The organism is Halomonas garicola (genome assembly GCF_055382465.1).
This window is the reverse complement of the sequence record NZ_AP043931.1, coordinates 34,805-46,913: the sequence shown is the minus strand read 5'-3', so window position 1 is coordinate 46,913 and position 12,109 is coordinate 34,805. Positions and strand designations below refer to the sequence as shown.

Genomic DNA, 12,109 nt, shown 5'->3' with positions numbered 1-12,109 from the left:
TCAACATGCGTTACCCAGCAGAGCGTAAGGAAGCCATCCTCAAGAAGATGGCACCGCCCATGAGCATGACCATCCCGGAATTAGCCGAGCAGGAAGGCATCACCGCGACAACCCTCTACAATTGGCGGAAACAGGCCAGAGCACGAGGACAGGTTTTGCCATCACGTTCCACCCAACCCGATCAGTGGACCAGCCAGGAGAAGTTCCAGATCGTCCTGGAGACAGCTCCGATGAACGAGGCGGAAGTCAGCGCCTACTGCCGCGAGCGCGGGCTCTACCCCGAGCAGGTGGAGGCCTGGCGGGATGCCTGCATGAACGCCAACGATGATGCGGCAGCGCAGGCCAAGCAGCTTCGACAGGCGCGTAAGGCGGAGCAGAAGCGACTCCGTAAGCTGGAGCGCGAGCTGCACCGCAAGGACAAGGCCCTGGCCGAGACGGCGGCGCTATTGGCCCTGTCAAAAAAAGCCGAGGCGATCTGGGGCACGACCAACGACGAGGACGACTGACCAGCCTCCCGGATCGCCAGCGTATCGTGACTCTGGTGCAAGACGCCCAGCGTGACGGTGCTCGGCTGGCCAAGGCCTGTCAGGTGATGGGCATCAATGTGCGAACCTATTACCGCTGGGTTGCGGAAGGCGAAGTGACGGCGGATCGCCGCCCCGACGCCGACCGCCCGGAGCCGGCCAACAAGCTGTCGCCCGAGGAACGAGAGGCTGTTGTGGCGCTGTGCAACGCCCCGGAGTATCGGAGCCGCCCTCCCGCCTTCATCGTGGCCGATCAGGCGGACAAGGGCCGCTACCTGGCCTCTGAGTCGACGATGTACCGAGTGCTTCATGAATATGACCAGCAACACCATCGGGGCCGACAGCAGGCCCCACAGCGCAAGCGACCGCCGACCACGCACCAGGCCACGGCGCCAAACCGGCTTTGGTGCTGGGATATCAGCTGGTTACCGGGCCCTGCACGCGGTACTTGGTGGTACCTGTACCTGATCATGGACATCTTCAGCCGCAAGATCGTCGGGCACGAGGTCTACGAAACGGAAACCGGCGAACTGGCCGCCGAACTGATCCAGAAAGCCTGCTGGCGAGAGCATCTGACAGACCCTCATAAACCCTTGATTTTGCATTCCGATAACGGCAGTCCGATGAAGGCGGCGACCTTCCTGGAGAAGCTCTACGATCTGGGCATCACCCCGTCGTACAGCCGGCCAAGGGTTAGCAACGACAACGCCTTCGCCGAGTCGGCCTTCAAGACACTGAAGTACCGGCCGGGATTCCCCGCCGACGGCTTCGCCACGCTGGCCGAGGCACAAGACTGGGTCCAGCAATTCACCGAGTGGTACAACCATGAGCACCGGCACAGCGCCCTGCGCTACGTCACGCCGAGCCAGCGTCACAACGGCGAGGCCAAAGGCATTCTGACGCAGCGCCGAGAGGTTTTTGAAGCCGCGAAGCAGCGCCACCCGGAGCGGTGGTCAGGTGAGATCCGGAAACTCAGCCTGCCGGATGTAGTGCACCTGAATCCCGAACGGGACCCAGTACCACAGGCCGCAGGATTTTAAAGAGCCGAAGTCATTTTATATGGCAACTATGTTGACAGACTCCGATCACCCGGCCGGATTTGTAGTGATTCAATGAAATGGGTCACGCACCATTTTCATGGCCAGTATTTTATGGTGCTGTTTCCGAGGATGATGCCTCGGGATGACTTGGGGGTGACAGTCTCCCTGCACGCCCGGCAAGGGGAAGTGCTAGCTGTGTAAACCCACCAGGTTGTTCACCGAGACCCGGTATAGCCGACGCCCCTCGGGAGAGCCTGGCCCAGCTGCTGGCCAGCGATGTTGCGTTCGAGTGCCGTACCACGGTTCACTGGCGCAACTTCAACTTGGAGAACCTGCGATACCTGGCGCTAGACCTTGCCGCACAAGGCGTCAAGCGTTATGCCATCCAGGTAGCGCGCACGGGGCAATGCCAGGAAGAGACCTATGCCCGGCCGGTGACTACTGTCCCGACGACTGCCGAGCTGCACGATTGCATGCATCGCCTGTGGCCTGCCTTCCAACGCCTGGAGCTGCGAGAATGAGTGGCGCACCCCACCGGTTTCCAGGCATCCTCAGTAAATACTGAGTTCTACTCCTAGTACCGGCGATATCGGTAAAAAAATATTAGCAAAGAGTTGTAAAGTACATAAAATGATCGTATCAGAGATGATTCATGTGTTCTTGACTTTTTAGTAACCTCTGGACCGATAGACCGGCAGCCTCCCCGCGTTGGCCTCATCACAAAGACAAGAAAAGAGGCCCTGTTGATTGCTGACCTTGCCCAGCAGATTGCGAATAAGCCACGATCTCCGGCACGCTGTCTTGTCACACTATTGTCACAAGAAGATGCTGTCATCGTCACCGACCCGTCATTATCAGTATCCTTGACCTGGAGCCCAGGATGACCGCAAAGACCGTACTGATTGTCGATGATGAAGCGCCAATTCGAGAAATGATCGCTTTGTCGCTGGAGATGGCCGATTACCGCGTACTGGAAGCGGGCAGCGCCCAAGCGGCTCATTCGTTGATCGTCGATCATCAACCCGATCTGGTATTGCTCGACTGGATGATGCCCGGCACCAGCGGCCTCGAACTGGCGCGCCGCCTCAAGCGTGATCCGGTGACTGCCGAGCTGCCGATCATCATGCTGACCGCAAAAGGCGAAGAGGACAATAAGATTCAAGGACTGGAAACCGGTGCAGACGACTACATTGCCAAACCCTTTTCGCCTCGTGAACTGATGGCTCGCTTAAGAGCGGTATTGCGACGTACGACACCCCACGGCGTCGATGAGGCGGTGGAGGTGAACGGCTTGATGCTCGACCCCGTCGGTCATCGCGTCAGCAGCAATGGCAAGACGCTGGAGCTTGGCCCTACCGAATATCGTCTGCTGCAATTCTTCATGACGCATCAGGAACGTGTCTACACCCGAGATCAGCTGCTTGACCAGGTGTGGGGTGGCAACGTCTATATCGATGAGCGCACCGTGGACGTGCATATTCGCCGGCTGCGCAAGGCGCTTGGCGAATCCCACCAACAGCTCATCCAGACCGTGCGTGGCATGGGCTATCGTTTCTCCACCAAATACTGAGCCAGGCACTGATATGACGCGACTTTGGCAGCGGGAGCTGTGGCGCCTGGGTATGCTGTGCGGTCTTGGCGTGCTGCTTGGCTGGCTGCTTTCTGCCGTAGGTGTCGGCCTTGCGGCTGCCTTGGGCGCGTATCTTTTTTACCAGCTGCGCCAGCTCCACGCGCTGCACCAATGGCTGACCCGCCTCTCCTCCAACCAACCCCTCGTTAGTGGCGGCGTATGGGATGATTTGTTCAATCGCCTCTATCGCTATCATAAGGCTCAACAGACCACCCAGCGGCGGCTGCGCGATACCCTGTCGCGTATCAAGGATTCTTCAGAGGCCATGCGCGACAGCGTGGTCATGCTCGATCGCCACGGTTACATAGAATGGTGGAATAGTGCCGCTGAACGTATGCTTGGTCTCAAAAGTAGTCAGGATCGGCGTCAGCACATAATTTTCCTGCTGCGCAACCCGCACTTCGTCGACTACTTTCATGCGCTGGACTATCGTGAGCCCTTGACCCTGACCTCACCTATCGATGAGCAATTGGTTCTGCAGTGCCAGATCACCCTTAACGATAACGGTGAACGCCTGCTGATGGCGCGCGATATCACGCGTTTGCATCGACTGGAGCAAATACGCCGCGATTTCGTGGCCAACGTTTCCCACGAGCTTCGCACGCCGCTGACCGTGCTGACCGGGTATCTGGAAATCTATCAGGATATGGCCGAGGCTCTACCGTCAAGGCTTGAGTGCAGCCTGTCGCAGATGCAAAAGCAGACCGCTCGCATGCAAAACCTGGTCGATGACCTGCTGCTGCTTTCGCGGCTCGAAAGCAATGATCGAAGCGGCGAGGATGCCCGCCGCCTCAACCTTGCCAGCATGCTGGAGACCATACGCCGTGACGCTGAGGCACTGTCTGACAGCGGGCAACGTATCACCCTGGAGCTACACAGCACCCTTGGCCTGATGGGCTGCGAACAAGAACTGCAGAGCGCAATATCCAACCTGGCGTTCAATGCCGTGCGCTATTCAGGACCGGGCAGCCAGATCGTCTTGCGCTGGCGGACGCTGGGTGACGGCGCTTGCGTCGAGGTGCAGGACGACGGCGAAGGAATCGCGGCGACCCATATACCACGCCTTACCGAGCGTTTTTATCGCGTTGATAAAGGCCGCAGCACCGCTACCGGCGGCACCGGGCTCGGGCTTGCCATCGTCAAACACGTGCTGTTGCGTCACGAAGCACGGCTGGAGATCGACTCCCAGCTGGGCCAGGGGGCGACCTTTCGCTGTGTGTTTCCCCGCCAGCTGGTAGTGGCATCGCCTTCCTGATGTTTCACCACGCGAACGGCTAACCCCTCTTTAGTCATAACGGCCGGTAATGGCGTATCGCGCGCCATGTCGCCGCGCCAGACCTCTACCGGCGCCGCCAGGCCGGCTTCCCCGGCGAAAAGCGGCTGGAGCCGAGCAGACGATTATTGCTAATCGGGTAACTCAATTTCGAGTCCATCCCAAGCCAGTGACATGTTCGCTGGCAATGATAAACAGGTAGTCAGCGCCTCGGCATCGACGTCGTGGCTCAGGTGCGTCAACCAGCCTTGGGAAGGGTTCAGACGCTCGAGAATGTCGAGCGCCATGGTGACGTTGTTATGGTTACGCGGCGCCATATGGCTGGCCGGATGGGTGGCGTCAAGGATGACGACATCCGGCTGCCACTGGCGTAAAAACCGCTCGGTGACATCGGGCAGCCCAACAGTATCGGTCAGATAGGCGAGCCTGGTCATCGAGTCGGTAATACAGTAACCCAGCGTGGGCTTGCTGTGATTGAGCGGTACCGGTATGACCTCCATCGCGCCCAGCCTCAACGGCTGGAACGGCTCGAGCCCGGGTCTGAAATCGAGAATGCCCGGGTGTTTATACAGATCGGCACAGCCCTCGGCATCTCTGGGACCGTAGACCGGTATCGATTCGCCCACTCCCCAGCGCAGATGCAACAGCCCCTGCACATGATCCGCATGATAGTGCGTGAGCAGCACGCCGGCGGGGCGTTCGCGCTCGCAGCTAGCGGCCAGGTCCATGCGCCCGGCGTCGAGCAGATAGCGCTCACCGCCGCTATAGATCTCGGCACTGCAAGGGCCGCGTCGATAACGGCTCATCAGCCGGGCGCGTTCGCAGGCCGGGCAATGGCAGCCGAAACGCGGCACCTGGGCACTGTCACCGGTACCGGTAAAGCGAAATTTCATGAGATGCACTCGGCACTGAGCAATCTCTGCAGTGCCGCCACGCTGTGGTGCAGCGCCTTGTTATTGTTGAGGCGCTCGACACCCACTAGCTCCGCTTCCAGACGCTGATGCTGCGCTAGGCGCCGTTCGATCTCGAAGCGCGTCTCACGGCCACGCTGAATCAAACGCTGACGCAATACCTGCGGTTCCGCACACACCAATATCGGAAGCAACTGCTCACCGAAACGCTCACGCGCGCGAGCGAAGGCGCGTCGACTACCATTGACGATGACCGTATAATCACGCTTTAGCCAGTGCTCCACCTCGATGCCGATGCCGTACTCGAGGCCGTGTGCCTGCCAGTCGAGACAGAACAGGCCGGCGTGACGGCGTTCGGTGAACTCTTGCGCGGATAGGCTCACGCAGTTTTCATGATGTCCGCTCCAGCGCGTAATATAGCGGTGCGCCACCAGCAGTTCAGGGTGGCGTTGACGAATGGCGCTCAGCAGGCTGTCCTTGCCCACACCGCTGGCGCCCATGAGGTAGACGAGACGGGCCATATCAGTGCACCTGCCTTCCGGCGCACCACGCCCGTTTCAGGATCGGATGGTCGTCGACCGTCCGTACGCGCAAGAGATCCGCGCGCAGTCCTTGGGCGAGACGCCCGCGATCGGTCAAGCCCACCGCCTGTGCCGGGTGTCGCGCGGCGCTGGCCACCGCCCTGGGCAGCGAATATCCCTGTTCGATCTGCGCGGACTTAAACACGGCATCGAGAAGCGCGGCGGGATAATAATCCGACGAGAGAATATCCAACACCCCGAGTCCAATCATCTCGGTGGCGGCGATGTTGCCGGAGTGCGAGCCGCCGCGCACCACGTTGGGAGCGCCCATCATCACCGCCATGCCGTTACGATGCGAGGCTTCGGCGGCCTCCCGAGTAGTCGGGAATTCAGCGATGCGCATGCCGTACTCGTGACTTTCGGCGACATGCTCGAGGGTGGCGTCGTCGTGGCTGGCCAGGGCCAGGCCGAGAGTCCTGGCCTCCGCCGAAATAGTGCGGCGATACTCGTTGCTGTAGCGCGCACTGTTGGCCAGTTGGCGTTCTAGATAGATTTCCATATCCGCGTCGCTCAGCTCATGCTTGCCCTGATAATAGACGCGATACGCCTCGAGACTAACGAACTGGCGCTGCCCCGGGGCGTGATCCATTAACGATACCAAGCCGAGCAGCGGCGAATCCGCCAGGGCGCGGAAGTTGCTCAGGGTATCCGGATGGCTGACCTCACAGCGCAGGTGAATACGATGATCCACCCGGGCCAAGCCTTCCTGCTGAATCCCGACGATGGCGTCATGCATGGCCTTCAAGGAGTCGTGACGCATGCTCTGCTCATCTACATCGCCGATCAAGCGCACCGCCCTGGGCCGCTTCAAGCACGAGGGCGCGGCCAGCGTGGTCTCCCAGGACGGTCGCCTGGTGGTCTACATGGGCGACGACCAGCGCTTCGACTACCTCTACAAGTTCGTCACCCGCGACCCGGTGGATACGGCCAGCCCCGCCAACAACCGTGATCTCCTGGATAACGGCACCCTCTACGTGGCGCGCTTCGATGCCGACGGCAGCGTCGCCTGGCTGCCGCTGGTCCACGGCCAGGGGCCGCTGACCGCGGAGAACGGCTTCGCCAGCCAGGCCGAGGTGCTGATCAAGACGCGGCTCGCCGGCGACGCCCTGGGCGCCACGCCGATGGATCGCCCGGAAGACGTCGAGGCCAACCCCGAGACCGGCCGCGTCTACGTGATGCTGACCAACAACACCGAGCGCACCGCGGGCCAGGTGGATGCCGCCAACCCCCGCGCCGACAATACCTTCGGGCATATCATCGAGATTGTCACTGAGAACGGCGATCACGCCGCCAGCCGCGACCGCTGGGAGATCCTGGTCAAATGCGGCGATCCATCCCGCGCCGAGGTGGGCGCCCTGTGGAACCCGGCCACCAGCGAGAACGGCTGGTTCGCCGCGCCGGACAACTGTGCCGTCGATCATCGCGGTCGATTGTGGGTGGCCACCGATCAGGGCAGCAACTGGGCGAAGTCCGGCACCGCCGACGGCGTCTGGGCCCTGGAGACTCAGGGCGAGCGGCGCGGCACCGGCAAGATGTTCTTCCGCGTACCGCTGGGCGCCGAGATGTGCGGCCCCTGCTTCAGCCCGGACGACGGCGCCCTGTTCGTCGCCGTGCAGCACCCGGCCGCCGACGGTACCGAGGCCTATGCAGGCCGCAAGGGGCGCCCCTCCACCTTCGAGGACCCGGCGACCCGCTGGCCGGACTTCCAGGACGACATGCCGCCGCGCCCGTCGCTGGTGGTCATCACTCGTCAGGGCGGTGGCGCCATCGGCTGACCTGATGACACCTATGACTCAGTCAGCTTCAGGAGCCAATACGGCATCGGCGGTGTCTTTACCGCCACGAGGGCATCGCCCAGCCTCGTTGACGCGCAATGCCGGCGAGCACCGGATCCGGATTGATGGCGTGGGGCTTTTCCACGGCCTCGAGCAGCGGCAAGTCGTTACGTGAGTCCGAGTAGCCCCAGGTTTCTGCCAATGGCGTATCACCCAACCATTCCCGCAGGGCCTGAAGCTTCCCCTCCCGGAACGTGCGGGTGCCTCTGGCCTGGCCCGTATAGCGCCCCGCCTCTTGCTCAAGGGCCGTCGCCAGGGCGGCATCACAGCCCAGACGCTTGGCTAGTGGCACTACCAGCTGGGCGGTCGAGGCCGAGATGATCACGGTGGTGTGCGCCTGCTGCCGGTGCCAGGCCACCTGTGCCAGCCCTCCCGGAAACAGCCGCGGCATGATGCGGCGTTCGAGAAAGACGTCGACCTGCTCGGCCACTTCCTGCACAGAGCGTCCCGCCAGAGAGGCGAGAAGGAACTGCAGATGCGCCTCCATATCAAGTATGGTGGTACCCGATGGCATCGGCGATCCAGCCCTGCTCGATCAACCATTCGTCCCAAAACCCGGTGATGTCCCCATCGAGCAGGGTGTCATCCAGATCGAAAAGCGCCAGGCGCATCGCCGAACGGGACATACTCACTCCTCGAACTCCTGAACCTCATCGAGATCCACCACCACCAGCACTTCGCTCTCTTTCGCCAGCAGATGGCGGCTACCGCGGTTAAGCGCATCGACCGAGAGCACGACCCCGGCACACGCCACCGCATAGCGCACGATATTGCCCAGCAGCTGGCGACGGCGGATCACTCCCCGGCACCCCGGGCCCGGGCGAACCGGTAACGCCACACTCATCGCCCCTTCTGTCAGAGGCTGGAGGTAGAGGGTCTCAGGCCGCAGCGCCACGCGTGCCGAATCGACACTGTCTCCCAGCAACGGACGCGCTTGATCGCCGAGCAGCACATTGTAGTGCCCCATGAAGCCCGCCGCATGACGGCCGCTGGGCCGGGTATACAGCTCTTCGGCAGCCCCTTGCTGCAGGATGCGCCCGTCATGCATCAGAAAGATGCGATCGGACATCATCAATGCCTCTTCCTGGTCGTGGGTGACAAATAGCGTCGTCAGACCCAGCGTCTGCTGGATATCACGCAGCTGCTCGCGTAGATGACCGCGGATACGCGCATCGAGTGCCGAGAGCGGCTCATCCATCAGCAGGATGCGCGGCTCGACCACCAGCGCCCGCGCCAGGGCCACGCGCTGGCACTGGCCACCGGAGAGCTGGTGGGGAAACTTGTCGGCATGGGCCTGGAGTTCAACCAGGCGCAGCACCTCATCGACGCGGCGACGCCGCTCTTCCTGAGGCACCTTCTGCATGCGCAGGCCGAAAGCGACGTTATCGGTCACCCGCATGTTGGGAAACAGCGCATAGTGCTGGAAGACCATGCCGACGCCGCGTTGCTGCGGAGGAAGCGCCGTGATCTCCTCGTCATCCACTACGATACGGCCGTCGTCGAGCTGATTCAGGCCGGCGATGGCCCGCAGCAGAGTCGACTTGCCGCAGCCCGAGGGACCCAGCAGCGTCACGAACTCTCCCTTGGCGATCTCGGCGTCGATCTGTGAAAGCACCTGGGTTTCGCCGAAGCGCTTGGCCAGGCCTTCCAGACGCAGATATTCCGGGGCCGCTGCCGATGCGGGGCTAGCCACTGGCCCCGCGTCATCACAGGCTGTATCAGGAGTATCAGGCAGTAGCGTCGCATCGTTGGAAAGCGTATCGGCAGTCAAGGTCGTCATGAGCGGGCCTCCTTGGTAATGGTGTGGCCGGCCTGGCGATTCCCCAGCCAGGTCAGCAGCAGCGTGAACAGGAAGAGCGTGATCACCAGCGCGCTGGTGAAGTGGCCGCTGGCACCGCGCATATTGTTGAGATACACCTGCAGGGTCTCGAAACGCGTCCCCACCAGCATATTGGCGAAGACGAATTCGCCCACCAGGAAGGAGAAGGAGAGAAAGACGGCGACCTGCACCCCAACGCGGATATTGGGCAATATGACCAGGAAGAAGGTCTTGAAGGGCGTTGCGCCGAGCAGCTGCGCCGCCTCCATCAGCGACGTCACCTCAATGGTGCGCAGGCTGTTGGCGATGGCCCGGTAGACGAAGGGCAGTGCGATCGTCACGTAGGTGAACATCAGAATCCAGGGCGTGCCCACCAGCGGCAGCGGTCCGCCGGCGTAGAGCTGCAGCAGCCCGACCGAGGAGACCACCGGCGGCACGGCAAAGGGCACCAGGATCAGTCCATTCATCCAGGCATCCAATCGCGGGTAGCGGGTATGCGCCAGGAAGGCGACCGGCACCACCAGTACCAGGCTCAGCGCCAGAGCCCCCACCGTTACCAGCATCGAGCGGGCGAAGGCCCACTGGAAGCGCGGCGTACTCCACAGTTCCAGGAACCACTTGAGAGTCAGCCCATCCGGCAGCAGCGTGGCCCCCCAGCTGGATGCCAGTGCATACCCCAGCGTGGCGACCAGCGGCAGTGCCAGCAGGGTGAAGACACCCCACACCACCAGCGCATAGGGGGACGGCCGTGAAAGACGCAGCACCGGCAGTGCAAAGCCCCTTGGCCGAGACAGGGTGAGATCAGCGTTCTGCAACATGATGGCTCCTGCGCACTATCCATTGCTGGATCAGGGTGACCAGTGCCAACAGCCCCACCAGCACCAGCGCCAGGGCGCTGGCCAGATTGGGCTGCAGGAACAGGTCCCCCGACACCAGGTTGGCGATACGAATGGTCATGAGGTTGTAGCTGGTGTTGACCAGGGCGTAGACGGTGGCGTAAGCGCCCATGGCGTTGGCGATCAGGATCGTCAGCGTGCCCGCCAGCGCCGGCCGCAGTACCGGCAGACCGATATGGCGCCAGTAGGCGACTCGCCCGGCGCCCAGCAGGTTGGCGGCGTCGCGCCAGTCGGCACGCAGCCCCTCGAAGGCGGGAAACAGCAACAGCATGCCCAGCGGGATCTGGAACCAGGTGTAGATGACGATCAGACCGGTACGCGAATAGAGCGAGAAATCCTCAATCAGTCCCACACGCTGGAGGGCCAGGGTCAGCACCCCGTTGGCGCCCATTAAAATGATGAACGCGAAGGCCAGCGGCACCCCGGCAAAATTGCTGGTCATGTTGGTGAAGGCGATCATCCAGCGCCGCAGTGGGCCGCTGGTGCGGGTCAGGCTGTGGCACGCCAGGGTGGCGATGATCAGCCCCAGCAGGCTCGAGACCAGCGAGACCTCCAGGCTGCGCCAGATGGCCTGGCGAAAGAAGGGCGAGCCGGAGATTTCCCGGAAATGGCCAAGTCCCCAGCTCCCCTCGACCTGAAAGGCGCTGATGGCGATCCAGCCCAGAGGGGCCAGCTGGAAGGCGACGAAGACGAGCGCAAAGGGCATCAGCCACAGCCAGGCGGGCAGCAGACGCTTCACGGTGTCACCCTCCCCTCGGCCAGCAACTCGGGGTGATGAGGCTTGTCGTGCTCCAAGCCCAGCAGGGTGACCAGGGTGCCGCACAGCCGAGGTTGGAGCAGCGTTGCTACCGAGTCGTGAGCAAACGCCTCGCCAAACAGCCACAGTGGTACCCGACGCTCCTCTTCCAACAGGCCCGAGTGAGAACCGTCGGCGTTCATGCCGTGGTCGGCGGTCACCATCACCTGATAACCATCGGCCAACCAGCGCGGCAGATAATCCGCTAGGGCAATATCGGCCCGCCGCGCGGTATTGCGGTACTGGGGCGATTCCCCGCCATGCCGGTGGCCGGCATCATCGATGTTCATGCTGTGCACCAGCAGGAAATCGGGGTCGTTGAGTCGGCGCAATGCCTCGGCGTCGCCGAACAGGTGATCGTCAGGGTAGTGATCCTGCCAGTAGAACAGGCCGGCCTGGATCGCGCTCTCCGGATCCTGGTGGAAGCGATGGCGAGCAGGCACGAAGGGGGCCTCCAGATACAGCTCGCTGACCCAGTGATAGGCCGCCGCCGCGGTACGCCGCCCCTGGCGAACGGCCAGATCGAACAGGCTGGTACCGGTGGAACGACGCACCACCTGGTTATGCACCACCCCGGAGTCTACCGGACGATCGCCGGTCAGCAGGCACTCATACAGCGGACGCGACATGGCCGGCAGCTCGCAATCGAGTGTGTGGTAGCTACCGCGGCCGGCTTCACAGAGGGCGTGAAGATGGCCCATGGCATGCTGGCCCACGGCATGGTTGAGCCCGTCGAGCACCACGAGGATGACGCGGTGAGACATACAGAACTCCTTGCCGCCTCCTGTGGAGGCGGCAATTGGC

General features: G+C 62.3%; 13 protein-coding genes. 4 read left to right on the top strand and 9 right to left on the bottom strand.

The annotated features are described in order from the left end of the window. Positions 1-5: 5 nt before the first annotated feature. From ACZ46Y_RS00425 to phoR, 3 genes are all read left to right on the top strand, one after another. A protein-coding gene (locus ACZ46Y_RS00425; RefSeq protein ID WP_464380083.1) for an IS3 family transposase occupies positions 6-1,564 on the top strand; the annotation gives its coding sequence in 2 pieces (ribosomal slippage) (positions 6-482 and positions 485-1,564; 1,557 coding nt in all). A gap of 880 nt (positions 1,565-2,444) precedes the next feature. Beyond that, positions 2,445-3,134 carry a phosphate regulon transcriptional regulator PhoB gene (phoB, locus tag ACZ46Y_RS00420; RefSeq protein ID WP_311946563.1) on the top strand — a complete coding sequence of 230 codons (690 nt, stop codon included), beginning with the start codon at positions 2,445-2,447 and terminating at the stop codon, positions 3,132-3,134. A 13-nt stretch (positions 3,135-3,147) separates the two neighbouring features. Next, positions 3,148-4,449 (top strand): phosphate regulon sensor histidine kinase PhoR, encoded by a 1,302-nt coding sequence (gene phoR / locus ACZ46Y_RS00415; protein WP_311954767.1) that lies wholly within the window; start codon positions 3,148-3,150, stop codon positions 4,447-4,449. A 149-nt stretch (positions 4,450-4,598) separates the two neighbouring features. On the opposite strand, the gene phnP is transcribed toward phoR, so the two are convergent. The 3 genes from phnP to ACZ46Y_RS00400 are packed head-to-tail and all read right to left on the bottom strand — an operon-like array spanning position 4,599 to position 6,719. After that, positions 4,599-5,360, bottom strand: a complete 762-nt coding sequence (gene phnP / locus ACZ46Y_RS00410; RefSeq protein ID WP_311946562.1) for a phosphonate metabolism protein PhnP — start codon at positions 5,358-5,360, stop codon at positions 4,599-4,601. Then, a complete protein-coding gene (gene phnN / locus ACZ46Y_RS00405; RefSeq protein ID WP_311946561.1) occupies positions 5,357-5,899 on the bottom strand; it encodes a ribose 1,5-bisphosphokinase in 543 nt (180 codons plus the stop codon). The genes phnP and phnN overlap by 4 nt, the downstream gene beginning before the upstream one ends. A 1-nt stretch (position 5,900) precedes the next feature. Continuing rightward, the gene (locus tag ACZ46Y_RS00400; RefSeq protein WP_311946560.1) at positions 5,901-6,719 is read right to left on the bottom strand and encodes an alpha-D-ribose 1-methylphosphonate 5-triphosphate diphosphatase; all 819 of its coding nucleotides are present in this window, start codon (positions 6,717-6,719) and stop codon (positions 5,901-5,903) included. Here ACZ46Y_RS00400 and ACZ46Y_RS00395 point away from each other — a divergent pair. After that, a complete protein-coding gene (locus ACZ46Y_RS00395; protein WP_311946559.1) occupies positions 6,718-7,734 on the top strand; it encodes a PhoX family protein in 1,017 nt (338 codons plus the stop codon). The two genes, ACZ46Y_RS00400 and ACZ46Y_RS00395, sit on opposite strands and share 2 nt — an antisense overlap. Positions 7,735-7,792: 58 nt before the next feature. Here ACZ46Y_RS00395 and ACZ46Y_RS00390 read toward each other — a convergent pair whose 3' ends face one another. Genes ACZ46Y_RS00390 through ACZ46Y_RS00365 form a run of 6 tightly spaced genes read right to left on the bottom strand, consistent with a single transcriptional unit; the run spans position 7,793 to position 12,069 of the window. Then, positions 7,793-8,233 (bottom strand): HAD family hydrolase, encoded by a 441-nt coding sequence (locus tag ACZ46Y_RS00390; RefSeq protein ID WP_464380055.1) that lies wholly within the window; start codon positions 8,231-8,233, stop codon positions 7,793-7,795. Between the two features lie 49 nt (positions 8,234-8,282). Continuing rightward, complete coding sequence (locus ACZ46Y_RS00385) at positions 8,283-8,426, bottom strand: hypothetical protein (protein ID WP_311954768.1); 144 nt, start codon at positions 8,424-8,426, stop codon at positions 8,283-8,285. Further along, complete coding sequence (locus tag ACZ46Y_RS00380; protein WP_311954769.1) at positions 8,423-9,574, bottom strand: ABC transporter ATP-binding protein; 1,152 nt, start codon at positions 9,572-9,574, stop codon at positions 8,423-8,425. Before ACZ46Y_RS00380 ends, ACZ46Y_RS00385 begins: the two co-directional genes overlap by 4 nt. Further along, positions 9,571-10,431 carry an ABC transporter permease gene (locus ACZ46Y_RS00375; protein ID WP_311946555.1) on the bottom strand — a complete coding sequence of 287 codons (861 nt, stop codon included), beginning with the start codon at positions 10,429-10,431 and terminating at the stop codon, positions 9,571-9,573. Before ACZ46Y_RS00375 ends, ACZ46Y_RS00380 begins: the two co-directional genes overlap by 4 nt. Beyond that, positions 10,415-11,248 (bottom strand): ABC transporter permease, encoded by an 834-nt coding sequence (locus ACZ46Y_RS00370; RefSeq protein WP_311946554.1) that lies wholly within the window; start codon positions 11,246-11,248, stop codon positions 10,415-10,417. The genes ACZ46Y_RS00375 and ACZ46Y_RS00370 overlap by 17 nt, the downstream gene beginning before the upstream one ends. Next, complete coding sequence (locus tag ACZ46Y_RS00365) at positions 11,245-12,069, bottom strand: alkaline phosphatase family protein (protein WP_311946553.1); 825 nt, start codon at positions 12,067-12,069, stop codon at positions 11,245-11,247. The genes ACZ46Y_RS00370 and ACZ46Y_RS00365 overlap by 4 nt, the downstream gene beginning before the upstream one ends. Positions 12,070-12,109 lie beyond the last annotated feature (40 nt).